The organism is Endozoicomonas arenosclerae (assembly GCF_001562015.1).
Classification (GTDB): Bacteria; Pseudomonadota; Gammaproteobacteria; order Pseudomonadales; family Endozoicomonadaceae; genus Endozoicomonas_A; species Endozoicomonas_A arenosclerae.
In genome coordinates, this window is record NZ_LASA01000056.1 from 64,808 (window position 1) to 85,947 (window position 21,140).

Sequence of the window (21,140 nt, forward strand, 5' to 3'; positions counted from 1 at the left end):
GTGCCACAAATGAAAGCATTACATTGAAAAATAAATGTAACCAATAGTTCATAAATGAAAATACTATTCGCAGCATTCTATCCTTAAAAACAAAACCTGAATCTTTCAAGCTCTGTTGAAATTATCACCCACATTCCGCCCCCAGAAAATTCATCTATATTCCTTCCAGTTCATATTTTTCCACCATCTGACTGAAAGATACTTATGAGATTTCTAGCGGCCCTGGCTCTGGTTGCCAGCTCAACTGCCTATACAGCGCCCCACAATATAACGGAAACAAGAAAGCCCCCCAGTACTGAACTCACTGAAATCGCCCCGGTCTCTACCGATTCCTTAACTCGATTCTCAGTGTTTGGAGACAGTCTCTCGGATATAGGCAACACCTGGGAATTGACCAGAGCATTAAAAGGAGAAGTTCCCCCCGACATTCTTTTTAAGGTTTTAAACGCTGACATTGAAAACAGTGAGTTCGGTAAGATTCTGGCAAAACTGGGTATTACTGTGGATGATCTTAAACATCTCGAAGACAGTGTGACCCAGAAGCTTCTGGAAGAGCTTAATAAAGTCATACATATCCCGGTCTACCCTAATGACTACTATTTCCAGGGGCGCTTTTCCAACGGTCCGGTGTGGAATGAATGGCTGGTAACCATGACTGATGTCCAGTTCACTTCAGGAGACTACTTTCTTAACAGGGCATACGGTGGCAGTTTTGCATCAGACCCCAAAGACGATATGCACCTCGAAGGCCAGCTCATTCCACCGGATATGAAACTGATCGTTAACGCCTATCTGAAAGAGTACCCCGCTGAAAAAGGAAAGGCCTGGATGCAGGGTAACCAGGGGTTCAGCGTGCTCTACGGTGGAAATGACTATATCTATGATTTTTATAACTATCAGATCGTGGTTCAACGGATTGTTGAGCAAGTCATACGACTGGCGGACTTTGCCAGTCAGTCTGCCACTCAAGATGCCCCTAACTGGATATTTGTTGGCAACCTGCCAGATCTTGCCTGGGTTCCCCGGTACAAAACCGGTACTGATAAGAACAAGGGACCTTTGTTATCGAAAACCGTTGCCGGGCATAACCGACTGTTGTCAGAGCAAATCCAAAGCCTGCAACAGAAATATGCTTCCAAACAGGTTCGGATAGAATTGCTGGACGTGTACTCTCTGGTTAAAAATGAGCTGCAAAGTGACCACTATAAAATCAAGGATCAGCCTTGCTACAACATTGTTTACAAGATGGGTCAGGATCTTAAACGCAGTGCCAAAGAGGTAGTGCCCTGCCCAAAAGAAAACTGGGATGACTATGCCTTCTGGGATCCAATTCATCCCTCAAGAAAGCTGCATGCCAACATTGCCTATCAGGTGTGTCAAACCACCTTCTCGAAAGTGGGTGCTCGATGCTTTATGCCTGCTTATAACAAGCCAGAGACATACCCGAATACAGCCCATAATCCCTAAAATAGAAACGGGGCCCTTATAGCCCCGTACTTTTTTCTCAAATCATAGCTCAGTCAGACAACAGCGAACGACTGATAATCAGCTTCATGATTTCGTTGGTGCCACCGTAGATTCGCTGAACCCTGGCGTCAGCAAAAGCTCGAGCTACAGGGTATTCCCACATATAACCATAGCCACCATGTAACTGCAGACATTCATCAATGACTTTGCACTGAAGGTCAGTGGATAACAGTTTGGCCTTGGAAGCCGTTACCGCATCCAGCTTGCCTTCAATATGTAACTCAAGACAACGATCGACAAACACCCTTAGACTAGAAACTTCGGTATCCAGCTCCGCCAGTTTGAATTGGGTATTCTGGAAAGAAGCAATCGGCTTGCCGAACGCTTTGCGGTCCTTTACATACTCTATGGTCTGTTCCAGAACACCTTCACAGGAAGCGGCTGCTGTCAGGGCAATACTCAGTCTTTCCTGAGGCAGCTCTTCCATCAGGTAAACAAAGCCCTTGCCTTCTTCACCCAGCAGATTGGCTTTGGGCACACGAACATCCTGGAAGAACAGTTCGGAAGTGTCCTGGGCTTTCATGCCAATCTTCTCGAGATTGGAGCCTTTCTCAAAACCAGGAGTACCTGCGTCTACCAGGATCAGGCTGATGCCGCTGGCTTTCTCATGGGGATCGGTCTTGCAGACCACAATGACCGTATCTGCATGCTGACCATTGGTAATAAACGTCTTTGAACCATTAATGACGTATTCGTCACCGTCCAGAATGGCCGTGGTTTTAACACTCTGAAGGTCAGAGCCAGTACCAGGTTCTGTCATGGCGATGGCGGTAACAATCTCACCGGACAGACAGCCAGGAATATAACGCTGCTTCTGATCTTCTGTGCCGTAATTAAGAATATAAGGCACAGCAATATCGGAGTGCAGGCCAAAACCGATACCGGTCAGGCCCATTCTTGAGATCTCTTCATCAACAATAGCGTTATAGCGAAAATCAACGCCAACACCACCGTACTCCTCTGGCATGGTGGGCGCCAGAAAACCCTGCTCGCCTGCCTTGTTCCAAAGCCGACGGTCTATTGCGCCCTCCTTTTCCCACTGACTGTGGAAAGGAACGGCTTCTGTCTCAAAAAACTTGCGAACACTGTCGCGAAACTGCTCGTGCTCACTATCGAAGATCGTTCTTGGAATCATTTTAGTTCTCCGAATTAATGGAAGGTTTTGCCTGCATTCAGGTATTCAGAAACGATGTCAGGTGCCTTGAACCGGCTGCCATAAAGGTTCGCCAACTCATCACAACGATCCATGAACGTCTGCAAACCATAGGTGTTAACAAACTGAATATAACCTCCAGTCCATGCTGGAGCGCCTATACCCATAATAGAACCAATATTGCCATCCGCCACGGAACGAAGAACACCTTCCTGAAGGCATTTCAGACTTTCAATGACGCAGCGGAACAGTAATCTGTCCTTGATGTCTTGATCACTGATTTCAACGACGGGCTGATAGTATTTTTCCAGCAGATCTGGCCAGATGGTCTTGCCATTCTCAGTGTAATTATAATAACCACCGTCACCGTGATAACGACCTCCCCGGTTATATTTCGTTACCAGTTCATCCACCAGCTGGCTGGCCAGAGGAGTAGGATCGTTTTCAGCCTGCTTCAGCCCCATTTGAGTCTGGGTTTCTTCAATGGTTTTAGTCAGCTGCAAACTCACTTCGTCATGTACAGTCAATGGCCCGACAGGCATACCAATAGCTTTACCCAGAGAATCGATGCGTACCGGGTGAATACCTTCTGCCACCATTTGGGCAGCTTCATACAACTGAGTAGCAAAAGTTCTAGAGGTATAGAAGCCCACGCTGTCATTCACGACTATAGGCGTCTTGCGAATCTGACGAACAAAATCAAAAGCCCTTGCCAGCGTCTCATCACTGGTTTTTTCTCCACAGATCAACTCTACCAGTGGCATTTTGTCCACCGGAGAGAAAAAGTGGATACCAATAAAGTTATCGGGTTTATCAGCGACTTCTGCCAGACGTGTGATAGGCAAAGAGGATGTATTGGTTCCCCAGATGCCTCCTTCAGCCAGACGTTGTTGTGTCTCCTTTGTCACCTGGTGTTTAAGCTCCAGCTTTTCGAAGACCGCTTCAATAATCAGATCACAGCCTTCCAGGTCTGAATCTTGATCCGTGGCCAGAATCTGGCTCAATACCTTTTCCTTGCCTGCCTCATCATTCCTGCCACGGGATATGGCTTTATCCAGCAATTGTGCGCTGTATGCTTTGCCTTTCTCTGCTGCCGCAAGAGAGACATCTTTCAATACCACTTCAATGCCCGCCATAGCGGCTACATTGGCAATGCCCTGCCCCATCATTCCGGCACCGATAATGCCTACTTTTGCAATACGGCTCGGTTCAATACCTGCTGGACGACTGGCGCCACCATTGACCTTGTTCATCTGGAAAAAGAAGCTGCTGATCATGTTCTTGGCGACGGGAGAAATGACCAGAGACACAAAGTTTCTCGATTCAATGGTCATCGCAGTATCAAAATCAACCCGCAGAGTTTCTACAGCGGTTTCCAGAATGCGTTCTGGCGCTGGCAGCAGTCCTCGGGTTTTCCCCATCACCATGAAGGGAGCAAACTGAGCCGCCTGAGCTACAGAAGGTTTGTTGATGTTGCTTTTGATCCGGTAACCTTTTCTATCCCAGGGCTGTTGGGCCGCGTCAGCATTATCCCGATTATCCATGATCCATGCGTGTGCCCTGGGCAATAGCGATTCAGAGTCGTCCACTAACTCATCAATCAATCCTTCTGACAACGCCTTCTCCGGCCTCAGTCGTTTGCCTTCCAGCAGATAGGGCATAGCCTTCTCTACACCCAGTAAATGAGTCATTCTGACAATGCCACCAGCGCCAGGCAAAAGACCCAGGGTGACTTCAGGCAAACCTATCTGAACACGCTTGTTGTTCACCGCGATCCGATAGTTACAACCCAGACAGAGCTCAAGACCTCCGCCCAATGCAGCACCATTAATGGCCGCCACAACAGGTACAGGCAGCTTTTCCAGACGTCGCAGGAAGCTCTTGATGGCTTCCACTTTTTCAAAGTACGCCTTGGCCTGTTCGGCATCGACTGTCAGGATTTCTTTCAGGTCGCCACCGGCAAAAAAGTCCTTCTTGGCAGAAGCAAAGATGACCCCGGACAGTGCCGATTCTGTCTCCAGCCTGTGCACGGTGGCAGACATCACTTCATCAAACTCTGCATTCATGGCATTGACCGGACCGGTCATATCCATGGTGATGGTTACGATGCCTTCGTTATCTTTTTTGTAATCAAACACACTCATGTCTATCACCTCCTCAAACTCTCTCAATCAGCGTTGAAATGCCCATGCCACCGCCAACGCAGAGTGACACCATGGCTCGTTTGAGGTTTCTGCGTTCCAGTTCATCCAGAACGACGCCCACCAGCATGGCTCCGGTCGCTCCAAGGGGATGGCCCATGGCAATAGCCCCACCATTGACGTTGGTGACTTCATGGTCGATACCCAGATCGCTCATATAACGCAGAGCAACGGAAGCAAAAGCTTCATTGATCTCCCAAAGGTCAATGTCAGACTTCTGAAGCCCGGCGATTCGAAGGCATTTCTCCGCAGCCGGTCCGGGACCTGTCAGCATAATGGACGGTTCTGTTGCCAGGACTGCACCCGCAACAATTCTTCCTCTGGGAGTAAGACCAAGATCTTTTCCGGCTTTTTCACTGCCAATCAGAACCGCACTGGCGCCATCAACAATGCCTGAGGAATTGCCGGGTGTATGAACATGGTGAATGGCTTCGACTTCAGGGTATTTGGAGAGAATCATCTCATCCGCTCCCATAGCGCCCATCTGTTGAAAAGAGGGTTTCAGTCTGGCCAGCCCTTCCATAGACGTCTCAGGTTTGATGAAATCATCCTTTTCCAGAATCACCAGACCGTTTCGATCCTTAACCGGCACAACTGAACGATCAAAATAGCCATTATCACGGGCATGAGTTGCACGACGCTGGGATTCAACCGCATAAGCATCAACGGCCTCACGACCCCACCCTCCCAGCGTAGAGATCAGATCCGCACCAATCCCCTGGGGAACCTGTCTCTGACTGATGACAAACTCAGGGTCTGTGAACATCGCGCCACCATTCGAGCCCATGGGTACCCTGGACATACTTTCAATACCACCAGCAACGACCATTTCAGACCAGCCCGACATCACTTTCTGTGCCGCTGTGTTCACGGCCTCAAGCCCGGAAGCGCAGAACCTGTCCAGCTGAACACCGGCAACACTTTCATCCCAGCCTGCCTGTTGAGCAACCGCTTTGGCGATATCACTGCCCTGCTCTGAAATCGGAGTAACACATCCCAGAACCACATCATCGACATAAGCCGTATCGAGGGAGTGACGGCTTTGCAACTCTCTGAACAAGCCTGCTGAAAGCTCCAGTGGACGGACTTCATGCAGACTGCCGTCTGCCTTGCCTTTGCTGCGAGGAGTTCTTATCGCATCGAAAATATAGGCCGAATGATTCATTGTGTGCCTCTGCATGTCAGTGCCTGAGAGCATACTGCTGGAGAAATTGTCACTGGACAATGACGGCTCTGTTCATGAAAAATAAGCAGAAAGTGACAGTTGGACGTCAGCTACAACCTGCATATTATTGTGAACACTACAAAAGCTATCACCATCTCTTCAGTGCTGCTAAAGCACGCTCTCTCTGGGGCTCAAGCCCAGGGAGTAGATCTTCCCAGATTGCTCAGGAAGTGCGGAATACCTGTCGATGTGTTTGAGCATACTGAAAGTCGTCTCCCGCTGGAAAATATCGTTAAGTTACTCCGTTACTGCAATGGCGTGATGAATGATGAAGCCAATGGTTTGCTGCAGTCTCCCATGCGGCTGGGCAGTTTCAGGATGATGGCTCTGGCCGCTGTGCACAGTCAGAATCTGGGGCAGGCCCTGGAACGGTGTCTGGATTTTTATAACCTGTTTGCCAACAGTTTCCACTATGAATTAAAAACAGGTCGACGCTTTGCACAAATCACCATGAAACGCCGTGATGGACACAGCATAATAGACGACTACGCGATCTGCTCAATGCTCAGTGTCATTCACCGCTTCAGTGGCTGGTTTTGCAATGATCGACTCATTTTGAACCAGATTGGCTTCGACCACCCCCCTCCTCCGTACCGAAAAGAACTTCATTATATGTTCTATGGGGCTCCGGTGCTTTTTCATCAGGACATCAACAGCATCAGCTTTGATCGCCACTACCTTGACTATCCGGTTGTTCAAACAGAAATGCAGGTTGAAAGCTATGTCCGTCGTGCTCCCATGGATATTTTTCTTCCTCTGGATGCCGGCGGTTTGTGGACAATGGATGTTCGAAGGCGATTAAAAGAAGCGTTTGCCAGCCAACGGCAATTATTGTCCCTTGAAATACTTGCGGAAGAAATGTCTCTGACCCCTCAGACCCTGAGGCGACGTCTCAGGAAAGAGGGCAGCAGTTTTGACATCATCAAGTCACATATACGACGAGATATTGCCATTCACCATTTAGGTGATAATCAGCTGACTATGGAAGACATTGCTGAAGCAGCGGGTTACACAGAACCGAGTTCGTTCATCAGGGCTTTTAAAAGCTGGACAGGATTCACACCACTGCAATTCAGAAAGGGTCTGGACAGGTTATAGCTTTACTTCCAGGCAGGATTTCACCAGATTTCGTTTACTGAAGTTATAGCCACTGAGCAGAGAAATAAAGGACTCCTTCCCCAGAATCTGATCAGAAATCTCTGTTACCGGCACGCCTTTCTGATGCATAGCCTGAACCTTACCCGCCAGATTGATAATATAATCATACTTCTCCCGCAGTCTGGTTTTTCCATCCTTAACAAGACCTCTATGAGGGCAGCAAATCAGCTCAAAGTCGTATTCCAGAACCTTAAGGGTACTCTCCAGCAAAATGCTGATATCTTCATCCGCCCTGAGCATTTTGAGGTAGTTGGCAATATAAAGGTCAGCACTGAACAGCCAGCCCCTTTCCGGGAGAAGGTAGCATGTCATATCGCGGGCATGACCGGGAGCAAAAATCGCTTCCACGGCTTCGCCACTGCCCAGAGTCATGGAAGCAGGTAAGGGTTTTGCTTCCGCTTTGCCAGGATACCCCCAGACCAGCTTTTGCATCAGAGGCGTTGCGTACCCATCCCTGAGTTTTTTAAGTGATAATTCCGGGGCAAGAGGCGTCACTCCGGTCATCTGGCTGATTCGCCCAATATTGCCGGCATGATCTTCATGATGATGAGTAATCAGTAACTGCTCGAGCGGTTTCTCGGCAATGAAAGGTTTTAGAAAACGCCATTGATTGCTGGGGCCCGTATCAATCACGGTTTCGCCCAGACGGTAAACGATAAAACTGGTGTTCACCCCGAGGTTGAATCGCCCAACACGAATCGCCTCCAGGTCTTCATGTTGAAACCGTTCTATAACCGACATCCTTCACACCGCCCTCTCTGGTAAGTGGAGGACAGTTTGAGCGGATCAACGTGAAGGCTCAATAGCCAAAACCTTCAGCCTGTACTGACTGAAGGTGACAGGAGCGCTTTATGCCTTTTCTTCAGCGGGCTTCTTGCGATTGGTGAGCCGGGCAAACAGGATACCCACTTCAAACAGCAGCCACATAGGCCCAGCCAGCAGACTCTGGGAGATCACATCTGGTGGAGTCAGTAACATCCCCAGCACAAAACAACCCACAATAATGTAAGGGCGTTTCTTGGACATGGACTCAACCGTTGAGACACCAGACCAGATCAACAACACCGTGGCTACGGGAATCTCAAAGGCCATACCAAAGGCAAAGAACAGCTTCAGGATAAAGTTCAGATAGCTGTTAATGTCCGTCATCACCGTGACGCTCTCCGGCCCGGTGCTGGTAAAGAAACCAAATATCAACGGGAAGACTACGAAGTAGGCAAAAGCTACCCCGGCGTAAAACAACACGACACTCGCAGCTAGAAGGGGAACTGCAAGCCTTTTCTCATGCTTGTATAGTCCCGGGGCTATAAATCCCCAGATCTGATTCAGGATAAAGGGAATCGCTGCAAACAGAGCCAGCACCATGGTCAGCTTGAAGGGCGCCAGAAAAGGAGAGGCAACATCCGTTGCGATCATACTGGTGCCTTCCGGCAGGAAAGCCCTTAGAGGCTCCGAAAAGAATTCATAGAGCGTACTGGAGAAGTAGAAAAGACCGGCAAAGAGGATCAGCACAACCACCATGCTGCGCAAAATGCGGGTTCTAAGCTCGAGCAGATGCTGAACCAGGGGCTGCTGCTCGTCGCGGCTCTCTGTAGTAGATGACATTCGTTTTTATCCAGACAAACCTTCAAGTTATCTGTAGAGGGCGTTCCCCATGAATCACCTATGGCGAAAAAGCCCTCAACACTTCAAAATCAGGCTTTATGGGAAATTTCTTTTTGAGTCTGATCTTCTGCAGCTTTTTTAACAGCGGCATCGTTCTCTTCTTCGGTCAATGCCTGCTTGAAACCTTTTACTGCACCACCCAGGTCACCGCCAAGACTCTTCAGTTTTTTAGTACCGAACAGCATAACGACGATCAGCAGAATAATTAATAACTGCCAGATACTGATTCCACCAAGACCCATTGTTATTCCCTCCGATGGTTAATCTGTAAACATGCAAAGCATACTCAACTGCAGTGCCCTCCTACAATCCGTAGATTCAATATAAGGCCTGCCAGTTGCGAAAAACCGGTCACATTTCCTGCACAGAACACTACTACTGTCTCTTATCTAATCAAGTACCCTTGATGCTTGATCATCCTCACCACGAATTTTTTGCCTTTCGCTTTCTACCACAGTGGCGACAAGCTCCCTGAGCCATTTCAGAACAGGGTGATGACTGTCAGACTCCCGCCAGGCCAGCCCTATTTCAAAATCAGGTATCGATAACGGTGGAATACACTTACTTAACGGCGAGTCTGTTTTATCGAGCCTGGATAACACTTCCGGTACCACACTGATATAAGGCTTCCCTTTCAACAGCTCCAGCAAGGAAACAAACCGGGTACACCCAAGGGCTACTTTTCGTGTCAGCCCTCGCTCTGCCAGCAATTCATCGACCTTTCCTGATAACTGCCCATCGGGAGAAACCAGGGCATGATCTGTGGATAAATAGTCCTCCAGAGAGAGTGGCATATCAAAGCCAAGCACCTGGTTATCAAACAGACAAACATGCTTTTCGATATATAATGGAGTCACGGCGAAATCGTCCGAAGGTAACGGCCAATGCCCTACCGCCAGATCCAGCTTCCCGGACTTCAGCCATTCGTGTGCGTTACTCTGGTTGACTGTGACAAAGCTGACACTGACTTCAGGTGCAGCTGAACGTATTTTTTCCAGAACGGGGGCAGCATAAATCATTTCCGAGTAATCGTTCAGACCTATACGAACAGAGCCTTGCCAGCTGACCGGATCAAAAGCTGTCTGTTCCAGAACCTGCTCCCTGATATCCGACAATATACGACTGATAACCGGATAAAGTTCACTGGCTCTTCTCGTAGGCTGCATTTGCTGACCCTGTCTTTCCAACAGGGTGTCATCAAACAGTCTGCGTAATCGAGCCAGAGAGTGACTCATGGCAGGCTGGCCAACATACATTCTCTGGGCCGCCTTGCTGACACTGCGCTCTTCATAAAGTGCTTCAAAGGCACTGAGAAGATTGAGATCGACCCGGGAGACATCAATTTGGTTCATAACTTGAATTCAATGAATCGATTCGATTAATGATGCAGCTATCCATACAATAACGGGCAATTTTTATACGAAACCTTTTCGCACATTTCGGACAGCTTATGGGACATTCGATTATTGACGTCTTCTGGCGTTTCCTTGTGCTGGGCTGCTACTCCTTCGGAGGCCCTACGGCACACATTGGTTACTTTCATAAAGAGTTTGTTGAGCGACGCAAATGGCTGAGTGAAAGAGATTACGCTGACACTGTTGCACTGTGCCAGATGCTTCCAGGACCTGCCAGCAGCCAGGTAGGTATGAGCATTGGCTTTGAGCGTGCAGGTCTGCCAGGTGCCATTGCTGCATTTCTGGGCTTTACCTTTCCCTCCGCGCTGATCATGATCCTGCTGGCACTGGGTTACAGTGAAATATCCGGTATTCCAGCAGCCATGGGCATTCTTCAGGGAATTAAACTGTTTGCCGTAGCCGTGGTAGCTGATGCCCTGATCAAAATGGGTAAATCACTCTGTCCGGATCGCCCCAGAGTCACACTGGCTGTTCTGTCTGCCGGAGCCATGTTGATTCTTCCCCACGTATTCACCCAGATTGGTGTAATCCTTGTGGCTGCAGCCTGTGGATTCATTATCTACAAAAACCAGTCTACCAGTGAAGAAACCACACAGGTGAAAGGCAGTAAACGACAAGCGTTTGTCACTCTTATGCTCTTTCTTGCAGGCTTACTGGTCTTACCCGTAGTTGCGGATCTCTCGAACTCAACAAGTTTGAGCCTGTTTGACAGTTTCTACCGTGCGGGCGCTCTGGTATTTGGCGGTGGTCATGTAGTTCTGCCCATGCTTCAGGCTGAAGTTGTACACCCAGGTGGCGTCACTCCTGACGCCTTCCTGGTAGGTTACAGTGCGGCTCAGGCTGTTCCGGGTCCAATGTTTGCCCTGGCACCTTTCCTGGGCGGCGTGTATGGCGGCACCTACAGCATCTCCCATGCTCTTGCGGCGCTGTTCGGTATTTTTTCACCCTCCTTCCTGCTGCTGGCTGCAGCATGGCCTTTCTGGAATCGCCTGAAAGCCATGCCCAAACTCAGAGCAGCCATTAACGGCATTAATGCTGCGGTAGTAGGTCTTCTTCTAGCTGCCTTCTATAACCCGGTTATCACACTGGCCATCAAGGATGCTCAGGATGTTGCCCTGGCACTACTGGCCTACCTGCTTCTGGCTGTCTGGAAGCTGCCTATCGCCTGGATGGTGCCACTGTTTGCAGGAATCGGTTTCCTTCTGATCTGAGCAATTACTGCTTTATAATCATTTTCATTAGGCTGTCCACGAATGGCAGTCTGATGATTTTTTCCTTGAGGCAAATCTTCCCTTCTATTTGCTGTTCCAGCTCACATTCCTTTCTGATCAGATCCCTGTAGAAACAGATCATCGCTATGGGTAACTCCTGAGAACCTTCTCTGCACTTTGATACCTGACTGACCATCTCCGTGTGTTCATCAACCTCAAAAGGCAGTTGCGGGGTTTGCTGGATCTGATGAAAAAAATAAACAGGCTTGTTGTCGTAAAGATTCATTAGATCAGCCTGTGGTCCAGGCGGTGTGAAGCCTGGAATGCCTGCTGTTGTCACCTGAAGACTGGCAATATTGAATCTGAAACCTACCTGTACATAGCCTTGTATGACGTCAGGCCTCATACCAAGAGCCAGGTAGTCTCTGTAGATAATTGCGTGAAGATTTAAAGGCAGAAAAGCCGTAAAAAATGGGGCATGGAACTCACCATGACTGATCGGCCAGCTCCCAATCTCTTTTGAATGAAACAGTACCCCACACATATAAGGACTATAAGCAGCAAATGAAGCATGGCAATCCTGCTGGCTAAAGTGAAAGTGTTGGGCAGCCCTGACATTGGAGCAAGCAAGACCATTTAAAATGCCTAGAAAAGCCAGCCATTTGTAGAGTTTCATCACAAAATCAACGAAGCATCATTCAAAAATCAAGTGATAAGCAGGATAGTTCATGACGTTTTGTCAGAGAAAGAATATCTCCTGACGGGGAATGAAGAAGGATGCAGGGAATGCACCTCGACTGGCTCAGTGCGAACGGTATGGGGTATAAGGTTTGACTGCAATATAAATCTGACCGGGAAATCAGGCTGCATGAGAAAACACTGAATCATTCAATGCTTTCTGATGCAGCCGGGAATCGCCCCGGCCTGCATGTTTGGATTTACGGCGATACTTGGTTTTGTCTCTTTCCTTTCTCTGCCTGAACATAGGGTCCTGCATCAGCTTTAATACCGCTGAAGGCCCCCGCTTTTTCTTTTGCTTGGATTTGGCCATGATTCCATTATCCTTTTTAATGTTTTTCCAAGGGTTTAGACCATGATAGCAAGGCTTTTATCCCTGCTTCTGGTCGCAGCAATAACCGGCTGCGCCACAGATTATAGGGCAAACGATCAATCCATTGAAACCCGAACCTATGCTGGGGTAGACGCAGTGCCCGATCCGGTGCTGCAGCAAACCCTGGAACTGGAAAAGCTGGGCATTCTTTCCAATATCACCGTCATGGAATCCCATCCGGTTCAGATCAAGGCTACGGGTCCAACCAGAGTACTTGAATGCATATCCAAACCAGGAGGCAACTGGCTGCCTGAATACAATGAGTGCGAGTATATGAACAAGAGCACCTGCGAGCAGTTGGGTGGGACGTTCAACGAATGTGAGTCAGCCTGTCGGCATAATGCTGACGCGATGGTTTGTTTTCAGGTCTGTGTGCCGGTCTGTTCTTTCAATCCTGAAAAGTGATAGCAAGGCAGTAGTCAGTGGACTACTGCCTCAACTTCATCAGTACAAAGCCTTGAGCCTTTGACCAATATCGGTGTGATGCATAAAGCCATTAAATGCTTTGGCAGCTTCTTCATTTCCATAGGCAATCACAACAACCGGTGTGGTGGTGTGTGTGCCGGTTCCCCAGACAACATTCTGCTCTTCTGCCATTTCACGACCCAACAGGTTGTACTGAATTTCTGAGCCGTACACATAGAAAGCACTGAAGTCTTTAACTACGGGGAGCTCCTTGTCTTTCAGGTAAGAATGCTCAGGATCACGAAAGCGATTCTCGCCCATGGCCAGAACATTAGCCGCCTGTTCCGCAGTAATATCAAAGTCGCTGTTATTATTCACAACTTCTGCCAGAGCTCCCGGTGTCTGTTCTTTGGCTGGACGCTGATAAAACTCACCCATGATTTCGATGAAGCTTTTCTTCTGGTTGTACATAGCATCCAGAATATCGACAGAACCAAAGTTGAACATAGGCTTGTAGTCCTGACCTTTAAAGACTTCGCCCGGCAGCTTCTTCGCCTTTGGCAGGTTAGCGGCAGAGTAACTGAAACCAAAGGAGCCGGTTTCATGATCAGCCGTCACCAGTACCAGAGTATCGTCACGGCCTTTCGCCCATTCATAGACGGCTTTGATGGTTTCATCGAACTTGATCATTTCATGCAGCATGGTGCCGGCATCATTGTTATGACCAGCCCAATCAATTTGACCTCCTTCAACCATGAGGAAGAAACCTTTGTCGTTCTGCTCAAGCAGATCAATGGCTTTAACCGTCATCTCCTTGAGGGTAGGTTCCTTGCGGGCTTCATCATTACGAGTCTGGGAATAAACAATGCCATCCATCATGCCTGAATTACTGAATAATCCGAGAACTCGACCGTCCTCCAGAGAACTCAGTTGCTTACGATCAAAAGCCAGTTCATAACCCTGATCTTTGGCTTCCTGCAGCAGATTACGTTCATCTTTTCGCTTGGAAGAAATACTGAAAGCGTCGCCTGTCATGGACTGAACACTCTCATAAGCTTCTCCTTTTTCGTTGACGGAAGCTGGCACCCAGTGACGTAAGCCGCCTGAGAGCATGACGTCAACACTGTTACTTTTCAGCATATTGACCGCAATTTCATTCTCAAGGGAGCGGTGAGGCTGATGGGAAGCAAAAGCTGCAGGTGTCGCATGAGTCAGGCGGGTATCAGACACCAGGCCGGTTGCGCGACCTTCTTTTTTAGCCAGTTCCAGAACGGTTTCAACAGCATCGCCTCTGGCGTCAACACCAATGGCTTCTGAAGGCGAAAAAGTACCTGTGGCTAGTTGCGAAGCAGAAGCTGCGGAATCAACAACCAGAGCATCAGCCGGGTTATGCATGGAGAGACCAACGGTGCTCGCTGCAGTAATCTCAGAAAGGCTGGTTGGATTGCCTTTGTAAATGGAATTCGGTGCTTGTCTGGCATAGGCTTCGAGCAAGCCCATTTGCTGTGGACCCATGCCATCGCCAATCAGCATAATGACATTCTTGATTTTGGTCTCAGCCAGAACAGGGTTTGCCAGTGTCATCAGACCCAGGCCCAGAGCTGCGAAAACGGTCTTTGATTTCAAAGTACTTCACCGTTGGATGATCAGATGGGCGCACTTTAAGGCGGTTTGATGACAAAAAGATTACAAACCCAAAAGATTCACTGCTAAAAAGCTGTTACCTGAGTCAGGGAACTCTCTTGCGTCTTGAGCATCTATAATCCATAGGCTCAAAACCCGGTGACGATTATGCAGTTCGTAGTATTTTGGAATATTGATTGGCTCAAAGACCGCCTGAAGAAGCAACCTCTTACGGGCAGGGAAACCTATATCTACGCATTCTGCTGGCTGGCTTTTCTGACCCTGGGCTTTTTCCCTGAGAACATCAATGACAGCTTTACCCATAGTGGTTGGCTTGAAATCATAGAGCTTCTGATTCCAGTAATAGCGATTTTCTATGCCTGGTTGTGCAATGGTGGCCGAAAAGGGGAACAGTTCTGGACCCGGCTGATTTCCATTGGCTGGGTAGTCACGATGAGAACGCTGGTGTTCAGCCTGCCGATATTCCTGACGCTGGCTTTAGCTCCGATGGAGCAGTCAGAAGTGATCAATGAATCAGCCGCCACACTGGTGGGTTTGTTTATTATCTGGAGGCTGGGTGTGCATATGGAAGCACTAAGAAAATGAAGTGCTTTGCTGATTTCGAGCCTGACCTCAAGAAAGCCTGTTTTGTTCTTCCAGCTTTTCTATTTGAGCTTTCTGCTCACGGATATCCAACCATAGATTAAACCTATCAATAGGATGCTTTAACCAAGGCGTTTGCTCTCTCTTCTTGAGCAAATTTTTTAACACTTTCTGTTCATCAGCAATCCGAACCTTTCTGTCTAGCCAGTTAACCCCCTCATTGAAATCATGAGCAAGCTCTTCCACCTCATGAGCAACAGTTTCTACGACTTTTCCAGCAAAATTCTTTGCTCTATCAATGACCCCGGGATTACGCTCTCTGTGTCTTTGAGCTCTTCTTTCCTTAACGTCTTCTAGTCGCTTTTCACTGTGCAGCGTTTCGTTGGGTTTAGCTTGCTTTGCAAGATTACGAAGCTCCTTGACCTTTGCTAATTTAGGCTCTCGAACCTGTGAGGTTCGAAACTTCTTTGCTTCTTTTTCCAGCTTGTCTGCTTGAGCAGTAATGTACTCTCTTGATGCCTTCAGGATAGGTTTCCCTTCTACAGCCTGAGCCGATCGATGACCATATTGCCCCGACTTTGCTTTACTTTTGACTCTTCCCGAGCCCTGAGAAGGTGAAGCTCCAACCAAGCCTCTAAAGAAATCTACTGGTCCGCCCATGACTCACTCTCCTCCCTGAGAGCTGAAAATCCCATACCTTTAACTATCGACAATTCTCCGATTTATTCCATTCAATAGAGAACCTTAGCGAAATTCTTCTCCCACACTCGTCACAAAAACGTTATATTGTAACAAACCAACCAATTTCAGATGTCATGAGTAAATCAATCCCTACCAACCTGATCACCGGCTTTCTGGGGTCTGGTAAAACCACTGCTATCCTCCACCTGCTGGCCAATAAACCCAAGAATGAGACCTGGGGAGTACTGGTGAATGAGTTTGGAGAAATTGGCATCGATGGCGCCATGATGGCTGGCAAGGGTGCTGTTGTCAGGGAAGTACCTGGCGGCTGTATGTGTTGCGTGGCAGGGCTTCCCATGCAGATTGGCCTGAATATGCTGATCGCCCGCAGCAAACCCGATCGTATTCTGATTGAACCTACCGGGTTGGGTCATCCAGAACAGATTCTGCAAACCTTATCCGGTGAGCACTATTCAGAGGTCCTCGACCTTAAGGCCAGTATCTGTTTGCTGGACCCTCGAAACCTCAAGGATTCGCGCTATCTGGAAAATGAAAACTTCCAGGACCAGATTGCTCTGGCCGATGTCGTAGTTGCCAACAAAACCGACTGCTGCGATGAATCTGACCGGGAACGTTTTGACGACTTTTGTCGTACCATGCAGAACAAGAAGTTCATGACAGCCTGGGTGGAACAGGGTTCTCTGGAATATCAGTGGCTGGATCTTCCCAAAGGTCATCAGGTTGCCCTGCATCCGGACGCCCACCACAATCACAGTTCCATGCCAGAAACTGTGCCTCTGCAATTACCCGAAGGCGAACTGTTTATTCGGCGTGAAAACAAGGGGCAAGGGCATTTCAGCTGCGGCTGGCTTTATAACTCCAAGCTAACATTCTCCTTCGATGCTCTCTTTCACCTGTTCAACAGCATTCCGGCCAAGCGCCTGAAAGCCGTAATTCACACCAACCAGGGGTCCAGAGCCTTCAACGCCCAGGACGGGGTAGTCAGCATTATGGAGTTGGATGAATGTGATAACAGCAGGATTGAGGTCATCCATGACGAGCCTTTGCCATGGGACGATATTGAAGAACACTTGTGTCGTTCTGCCGGACTGGTGCCCGCTTCAGAGTGAAGGCTCTTCCAGCTCAACGTTAAGATCAGCCAGGTAGCCACTGGCCAGGCTTTCCGCCCAGAGCGCATAACCTTTTTCAGAAGGGTGGAAACCATCTCTGGCCAGATTGTTTACATCAAGCTCACCACTCATCGGCATGTGAAGTACTCCCTGCCATTGCTCGGCAATCCTGGCCAGATCACGATCCAGCAATCGAGCCCTTGCTCCCAAGACCTTACTGAGAGGGCTGGGTAATGCCGAGAACTTTTGCACGGGTGGCAAACCGGCCAGAAGAATCGGTGTCTGGGAATAAAGCCGGATATCACTGATCATGCCACAAACATCTCTGCGCCATTGCTTTCTGGGTGTAACACCTTTGGCGTCGTTGACACCCAGGGCAATCACGATCAGATCTGCCCTGCCATCTTTCAGGGCTGGCAGCAGAGTGGCTGGAAAGATATCCCTGCGAAGCTCTTCAGCCTTGATGCCATTCTTGCCAATAGCACGCCAGCGAACATTCATATCCAGAGCAGTACTCAGACGATCGGCCAGGCATCCACTTAATGCCTTGGAGTGGGTCAGAGCCCCTACGCCAGCAGCAGAGGATTCACCGGTTACATAGAGATAAAAGTCCTTATCTCCACCTTTTGAGGAGCCAAAAAAAGGAGGGCCAGCGGGGGGTAAACGCAGGATAGTTCTTCTGACTTTCATGCCCTGGGCAGCCAGTACCGGCAGCATCGACAGACCTCCCCACCAAAGCAAGTGATCACTTACTTTTTCAGGTAGAGAACGTCGATTGATCATGATGCCTCCGGTGCGGATATCCAATAGCAGGTGCTGATCTACTAACCTATCGGCCAGTCCGGATCATTTTTCACACATACGGCCACTTTTCCTCCAGATACAAAAACGGGACCTCAAAGAGATCCCGCTTCAGAACAAAGCCTGTTGCTGTTACATAAACAGAATCAGGTGCAGACCCATACCCAGGACAAATGATCCGAGCATAGGTACAGCTGTTCTCTTCACCAATTCGAAGGGAGAGATCTTGGCAATACCGGAGCAGGCAATCACCACCGCAGAGATAGGTGACATAGTTCGACCCATACTGGCGGCAAAGTTCATGGGCAGTAACATGCTGACCGCTGGAACACCAAAGCTTTTGGCTACGTCTGGCGCCAGAGTAGCGAAAGACAGGAAGGCCGCATTACCGGAACCCATCATGATTGCAGAAATAGCAATCAGTACCGCCATGAAGACGGCCATGAAGGCAGCGCCAATACCGAGACCTTGAGCAGAGCCCAGCAGAGAGTCAATCGCACCAATGTGCTTAAGACCCATGGCAAACACTTCCGCACCGATAATAAGACCTACTACAGGACCGAATACGGCACCCATTCCAGCCAGGAACTTGTCAAAGCCAGACAGAGACTCTTTAACGTCCTTCTTACGAATCAGTTCGAACAGCATACCCGCGAACACACTGATCAGCATGGCAGCCACCAGACTCATGCTGATGGAAGTGACCATCATCTTGGAGAAGACCAGCAGCAGAACGAAAGGAATCATGGGCAGCAGAGCGTAGATAGCAGGAGCTTTTGGCTTCTCTTCTTCGTCTTCCGCATTATCTGTAGCACCTACATGATCAGCCGCAATATAACCATCCTTAAGGTCACAACGACGCTGCCAGAAGAAATGCAGAGCAGCCGTCATCAGCGCCATAGGCACAGTCACCCAGGCTTGATAACCCAGGAAGTATTCAGTGATATCCATACCGCTCTGGCTGGCGGCAAAGTTGGCATTCACCTGGGTCACACCGATTTCAAAAGCGGCTGGGGAAGCACACACGGCAGCGGCAGAAGCCGGGCTCAAGCCAATGCTGCGCAGTACCGGATAGAGAGTCACCATCAACAGCAAACCCAGGCCTGTTGCTGAAGTAACGAACATCTGAAGAACGACACAGACCAGGTATACCAGGGACAGCACCAGGTAAGGTGATTTGAAACCGCGGATAGGTTTTACTGCCAGTCGAACCAGAGCTTCAGAAGCACCGATGTGAGACATGTATGAAGCAAAACCACCACAGGCCATGATGGTCAGACCCAGACTGGCCATACGCATGCTGAAAACACCATTCATCAGTTCGAACAGGTCGAATGGGGCAAATCCGGTGGTTTTATCAACAGGCAGAATATCTGAAATGCCCATAAGTGCAGCTGCACTGAGCAACACCATACCGGCAATGGCCAGTGTTGCAGAAGCACTGAAGTTTTTGACGATGCCGTAAACAACTAAAGCTACGACAGGTATGACTATGAGAATGTCCATGCATCTCACCCCAATAATTATAAGATTCGGGGGTAAGGTTATTTTTTGATAAGAGGTTAATAATTGATCTAAATCAACTTAAGTAATTATTATGTAAACAATTAATTTCTCTATCCGTACAAACCCGTTACGGCCTGTGGTTACTCATCCAAAGTCTTTTATTCTGTAGGCAGGATTGCTGAAGTATTTTTACGAGGCAGTGATTTTTTCTATGCATGGCTACCAGGAGCAGTTCATTTCAGAACTGCTCCTGAGTATTTCTTAAAAGTGGAAGAAACGGCTTAAATCACGATCCACAGCACTTTTTATATTTCTTGCCACTGCCACAGGGACATGGGTCATTTCGACCAATCTTGATCACTGAAACCGGGTCTGGAGTGTCCATAATGGCATCCCAACGTGTGCGAACACCTGAACCAATGGATGCCAGCTCTTTGGCAACAGAAGGCACTGCAGACAGCATCTTCTCGATATTGGGGCCATCTGGATTTTTGGCTTTCTCCAGCAGCTGTTCAGGGTTGGACCAGATACTCAATAGAATGGTGCAGGCTGTCCAGGACTCTTCCAGCTCTTTCATGGCCTTGTGCTGGAAGACTTCTTCCCAGAAGTTCACCAGCATGGCATTGGCTTCCCCAAAACCTTTGGACCACTTTTGCAGATTAGGAAACAGTTCGTCCCCCGGTGTTTCTGACTGGCAATCCTCAGGAATAATGTCCAGCCCCATTTCAACAGAACGCTCAATGGTGTCATAAAGGTTAAACAGTATACGATGAGCGTCTTTTTCTTCCTGTTCACCTGCAAAAGTGGGAGAGTCACCGAAGATCTTTTTCAACCAGCGATTGGGCGGTACCTTCTGAGGTGAGCCCCAGATACCAAACAGAAAACCTTCCACTTCCTGGTAAGACATATTGCCATGCTCTGCCAGCATACCTTCGAGCATCTGCTTTTGGGCATGGTCAAAACGCCAGTCAGGGATAAAGGAACGGGTTTCTCTCAGACCCAGCTCAATTTCCACATCTTCAACATCACCATGAATTTCGCGGTCTACCTTGCCTCGATCAAAAGCATCACGAATCGCTTTTGCAGCTTCCTTACCGTGCAGGTCGATCAGAGCGCCAGTCAAAGCTGTGTTCAGATAAATCTCATCATCTTCGTGATCTTCAAGCAGCTGTTGGAATCCTGCCACTGTCTCTTCACGATCCGCGTCATGGTAGGTGGCATTCCAGCGCAGGGACTCAATAGCCAGATCCCGTGCATCTTCATTTTCTTCTGCATTTCTGGAAATGCTCCACAGGCGATCCTTAGCGACTGAGCCAAGGCGACCCACGGCTGAAGGCAGATATTCTGCAATAACAAAGTGCTCATCATCCTTGTAGAACAGCTCCAGCAGAGGCTCTACCGCCTCTTTGGCCTGGAGAATACCCAGAACTCTCCAGGCATGGACGGGTGACCAAACTGTGTCGGCATCATCATGATCAAAAAAGGTCCAGTCCTGAGCCAGCTTCAGCAGCTCTGGAATATGCGACTCGTTAAATTCGAAACGGCTGTAATCCGTCCATTCCTGCCAGTCGCAGTAGCCCAGGCCAAGAAGTTCAGAAATGGGTGAGGTATAGGGACTCATGGAGATATCCGAGGGTGATCCGTATAGAAAGGCTCGCAATCATAGTAGATCAGTCTGGCTAATCCAACATCTCCGAGGCTCTCCACAGCCCGCAGAAAAACTGA

The 21,140-nt window shown here is 48.7% G+C and carries 20 protein-coding genes; 6 read left to right on the forward strand and 14 right to left on the reverse strand.

Features of this window, described 5'->3' with window-relative positions:
* Nucleotides 1-204: 204 nt before the first annotated feature.
* Complete coding sequence (locus WG89_RS06090; RefSeq protein WP_062262828.1) at nucleotides 205-1,467, forward strand: SGNH/GDSL hydrolase family protein; 1,263 nt, start codon at nucleotides 205-207, stop codon at nucleotides 1,465-1,467.
* Nucleotides 1,468-1,516: 49 nt separating this feature from the next.
* On the opposite strand, the gene WG89_RS06095 is transcribed toward WG89_RS06090, so the two are convergent.
* From WG89_RS06095 to WG89_RS06105, 3 genes are read right to left on the reverse strand one after another with little or no spacing between them, the layout of a single operon-like run.
* Nucleotides 1,517-2,662, reverse strand: coding sequence for an acyl-CoA dehydrogenase family protein (locus WG89_RS06095; protein ID WP_062262831.1), 1,146 nt, complete (start codon nucleotides 2,660-2,662; stop codon nucleotides 1,517-1,519).
* Between the two features lie 14 nt (nucleotides 2,663-2,676).
* On the reverse strand, nucleotides 2,677-4,824 hold the full coding sequence (locus WG89_RS06100) for a 3-hydroxyacyl-CoA dehydrogenase NAD-binding domain-containing protein (protein WP_062262835.1): 2,148 nt from the start codon (nucleotides 4,822-4,824) through the stop codon (nucleotides 2,677-2,679).
* Nucleotides 4,825-4,837: 13 nt separating this feature from the next.
* On the reverse strand, nucleotides 4,838-6,046 hold the full coding sequence (locus tag WG89_RS06105; RefSeq protein ID WP_062262837.1) for an acetyl-CoA C-acetyltransferase: 1,209 nt from the start codon (nucleotides 6,044-6,046) through the stop codon (nucleotides 4,838-4,840).
* A gap of 99 nt (nucleotides 6,047-6,145) precedes the next feature.
* On the opposite strand from WG89_RS06105, the gene WG89_RS06110 reads away from it, so the two are divergent.
* Nucleotides 6,146-7,204, forward strand: a complete 1,059-nt coding sequence (locus WG89_RS06110) for an AraC family transcriptional regulator (RefSeq protein ID WP_062262840.1) — start codon at nucleotides 6,146-6,148, stop codon at nucleotides 7,202-7,204.
* Here WG89_RS06110 and WG89_RS06115 read toward each other — a convergent pair.
* The 4 genes from WG89_RS06115 to WG89_RS06130 form a co-directional block, all read right to left on the reverse strand.
* Nucleotides 7,199-8,005: an MBL fold metallo-hydrolase gene (locus WG89_RS06115; RefSeq protein WP_062262843.1), complete on the reverse strand. Its 807-nt coding sequence runs from the start codon at nucleotides 8,003-8,005 to the stop codon at nucleotides 7,199-7,201. The genes WG89_RS06110 and WG89_RS06115 overlap by 6 nt on opposite strands.
* Before the next feature lie 108 nt (nucleotides 8,006-8,113).
* Nucleotides 8,114-8,869: a twin-arginine translocase subunit TatC gene (gene tatC, locus WG89_RS06120; RefSeq protein WP_062262845.1), complete on the reverse strand. Its 756-nt coding sequence runs from the start codon at nucleotides 8,867-8,869 to the stop codon at nucleotides 8,114-8,116.
* A gap of 89 nt (nucleotides 8,870-8,958) precedes the next feature.
* The gene (gene tatA, locus WG89_RS06125) at nucleotides 8,959-9,171 is read right to left on the reverse strand and encodes a Sec-independent protein translocase subunit TatA (protein WP_062262847.1); all 213 of its coding nucleotides are present in this window, start codon (nucleotides 9,169-9,171) and stop codon (nucleotides 8,959-8,961) included.
* 147 nt (nucleotides 9,172-9,318) lie between these two features.
* Complete coding sequence (locus WG89_RS06130) at nucleotides 9,319-10,281, reverse strand: LysR family transcriptional regulator (RefSeq protein ID WP_062262850.1); 963 nt, start codon at nucleotides 10,279-10,281, stop codon at nucleotides 9,319-9,321.
* Nucleotides 10,282-10,379: 98 nt separating this feature from the next.
* On the opposite strand from WG89_RS06130, the gene chrA reads away from it, so the two are divergent.
* On the forward strand, nucleotides 10,380-11,555 hold the full coding sequence (chrA, locus tag WG89_RS06135; RefSeq protein WP_062262852.1) for a chromate efflux transporter: 1,176 nt from the start codon (nucleotides 10,380-10,382) through the stop codon (nucleotides 11,553-11,555).
* A 4-nt stretch (nucleotides 11,556-11,559) separates the two neighbouring features.
* Here the strand turns inward: chrA and WG89_RS06140 are convergent, their stop codons facing one another.
* Both WG89_RS06140 and WG89_RS06145 read right to left on the reverse strand, forming a co-directional pair.
* Nucleotides 11,560-12,231 carry a hypothetical protein gene (locus WG89_RS06140; RefSeq protein WP_062262854.1) on the reverse strand — a complete coding sequence of 224 codons (672 nt, stop codon included), beginning with the start codon at nucleotides 12,229-12,231 and terminating at the stop codon, nucleotides 11,560-11,562.
* A gap of 183 nt (nucleotides 12,232-12,414) precedes the next feature.
* Nucleotides 12,415-12,606 (reverse strand): hypothetical protein, encoded by a 192-nt coding sequence (locus WG89_RS06145; RefSeq protein WP_062262857.1) that lies wholly within the window; start codon nucleotides 12,604-12,606, stop codon nucleotides 12,415-12,417.
* Between the two features lie 42 nt (nucleotides 12,607-12,648).
* Here WG89_RS06145 and WG89_RS06150 point away from each other — a divergent pair, with 42 nt between their 5' ends.
* Nucleotides 12,649-13,071, forward strand: coding sequence for a hypothetical protein (locus WG89_RS06150; RefSeq protein ID WP_062262860.1), 423 nt, complete (start codon nucleotides 12,649-12,651; stop codon nucleotides 13,069-13,071).
* A 39-nt stretch (nucleotides 13,072-13,110) separates the two neighbouring features.
* Here WG89_RS06150 and WG89_RS06155 read toward each other — a convergent pair whose 3' ends face one another.
* Complete coding sequence (locus WG89_RS06155) at nucleotides 13,111-14,697, reverse strand: alkaline phosphatase (RefSeq protein ID WP_245662881.1); 1,587 nt, start codon at nucleotides 14,695-14,697, stop codon at nucleotides 13,111-13,113.
* A gap of 165 nt (nucleotides 14,698-14,862) precedes the next feature.
* Between WG89_RS06155 and WG89_RS06160 the strand changes: the two genes are divergently transcribed.
* Entirely contained in the window at nucleotides 14,863-15,300 is a 438-nt protein-coding gene (locus WG89_RS06160; RefSeq protein ID WP_062262863.1) for a hypothetical protein, read from the forward strand.
* Between the two features lie 27 nt (nucleotides 15,301-15,327).
* Here the strand turns inward: WG89_RS06160 and WG89_RS06165 are convergent, their stop codons facing one another.
* Nucleotides 15,328-15,957 carry a hypothetical protein gene (locus WG89_RS06165; RefSeq protein ID WP_062262866.1) on the reverse strand — a complete coding sequence of 210 codons (630 nt, stop codon included), beginning with the start codon at nucleotides 15,955-15,957 and terminating at the stop codon, nucleotides 15,328-15,330.
* 155 nt (nucleotides 15,958-16,112) lie between these two features.
* Between WG89_RS06165 and WG89_RS06170 the strand changes: the two genes are divergently transcribed.
* A complete protein-coding gene (locus WG89_RS06170; protein WP_062262869.1) occupies nucleotides 16,113-17,108 on the forward strand; it encodes a CobW family GTP-binding protein in 996 nt (331 codons plus the stop codon).
* Here the strand turns inward: WG89_RS06170 and WG89_RS06175 are convergent.
* From WG89_RS06175 to WG89_RS06185, 3 genes are all read right to left on the reverse strand, one after another.
* Nucleotides 17,100-17,891 (reverse strand): SGNH/GDSL hydrolase family protein, encoded by a 792-nt coding sequence (locus WG89_RS06175; RefSeq protein WP_062262872.1) that lies wholly within the window; start codon nucleotides 17,889-17,891, stop codon nucleotides 17,100-17,102. The two genes, WG89_RS06170 and WG89_RS06175, sit on opposite strands and share 9 nt — an antisense overlap.
* A 150-nt stretch (nucleotides 17,892-18,041) precedes the next feature.
* Nucleotides 18,042-19,415, reverse strand: a complete 1,374-nt coding sequence (gene dcuC, locus WG89_RS06180) for a C4-dicarboxylate transporter DcuC (protein ID WP_062262875.1) — start codon at nucleotides 19,413-19,415, stop codon at nucleotides 18,042-18,044.
* Nucleotides 19,416-19,701: 286 nt separating this feature from the next.
* Complete coding sequence (locus WG89_RS06185; RefSeq protein ID WP_062262878.1) at nucleotides 19,702-21,036, reverse strand: UPF0149 family protein; 1,335 nt, start codon at nucleotides 21,034-21,036, stop codon at nucleotides 19,702-19,704.
* Between the last annotated feature and the right edge of the window lie 104 nt (nucleotides 21,037-21,140).

What these genes read in the sequence shown, in the direction of transcription:
- WG89_RS06090 (WP_062262828.1), top strand. Translation starts at nt 205, where the DNA reads ATGAGATTTCTAGCGGCCCTGGCTCTGGTTGCCAGCTCAACTGCCTAT.
- WG89_RS06095 (WP_062262831.1), bottom strand. Translation starts at nt 2,662, where the DNA reads ATGATTCCAAGAACGATCTTCGATAGTGAGCACGAGCAGTTTCGCGAC.
- WG89_RS06100 (WP_062262835.1), bottom strand. Translation starts at nt 4,824, where the DNA reads ATGAGTGTGTTTGATTACAAAAAAGATAACGAAGGCATCGTAACCATC.
- WG89_RS06105 (WP_062262837.1), bottom strand. Translation starts at nt 6,046, where the DNA reads ATGAATCATTCGGCCTATATTTTCGATGCGATAAGAACTCCTCGCAGC.
- WG89_RS06115 (WP_062262843.1), bottom strand. Translation starts at nt 8,005, where the DNA reads ATGTCGGTTATAGAACGGTTTCAACATGAAGACCTGGAGGCGATTCGT.
- tatC (WP_062262845.1), bottom strand. Translation starts at nt 8,869, where the DNA reads ATGTCATCTACTACAGAGAGCCGCGACGAGCAGCAGCCCCTGGTTCAG.
- tatA (WP_062262847.1), bottom strand. Translation starts at nt 9,171, where the DNA reads ATGGGTCTTGGTGGAATCAGTATCTGGCAGTTATTAATTATTCTGCTG.
- WG89_RS06130 (WP_062262850.1), bottom strand. Translation starts at nt 10,281, where the DNA reads ATGAACCAAATTGATGTCTCCCGGGTCGATCTCAATCTTCTCAGTGCC.
- chrA (WP_062262852.1), top strand. Translation starts at nt 10,380, where the DNA reads ATGGGACATTCGATTATTGACGTCTTCTGGCGTTTCCTTGTGCTGGGC.
- WG89_RS06140 (WP_062262854.1), bottom strand. Translation starts at nt 12,231, where the DNA reads ATGAAACTCTACAAATGGCTGGCTTTTCTAGGCATTTTAAATGGTCTT.
- WG89_RS06145 (WP_062262857.1), bottom strand. Translation starts at nt 12,606, where the DNA reads ATGGCCAAATCCAAGCAAAAGAAAAAGCGGGGGCCTTCAGCGGTATTA.
- WG89_RS06150 (WP_062262860.1), top strand. Translation starts at nt 12,649, where the DNA reads ATGATAGCAAGGCTTTTATCCCTGCTTCTGGTCGCAGCAATAACCGGC.
- WG89_RS06160 (WP_062262863.1), top strand. Translation starts at nt 14,863, where the DNA reads ATGCAGTTCGTAGTATTTTGGAATATTGATTGGCTCAAAGACCGCCTG.
- WG89_RS06165 (WP_062262866.1), bottom strand. Translation starts at nt 15,957, where the DNA reads ATGGGCGGACCAGTAGATTTCTTTAGAGGCTTGGTTGGAGCTTCACCT.
- WG89_RS06170 (WP_062262869.1), top strand. Translation starts at nt 16,113, where the DNA reads ATGAGTAAATCAATCCCTACCAACCTGATCACCGGCTTTCTGGGGTCT.
- WG89_RS06175 (WP_062262872.1), bottom strand. Translation starts at nt 17,891, where the DNA reads ATGATCAATCGACGTTCTCTACCTGAAAAAGTAAGTGATCACTTGCTT.
- dcuC (WP_062262875.1), bottom strand. Translation starts at nt 19,415, where the DNA reads ATGGACATTCTCATAGTCATACCTGTCGTAGCTTTAGTTGTTTACGGC.
- WG89_RS06185 (WP_062262878.1), bottom strand. Translation starts at nt 21,036, where the DNA reads ATGAGTCCCTATACCTCACCCATTTCTGAACTTCTTGGCCTGGGCTAC.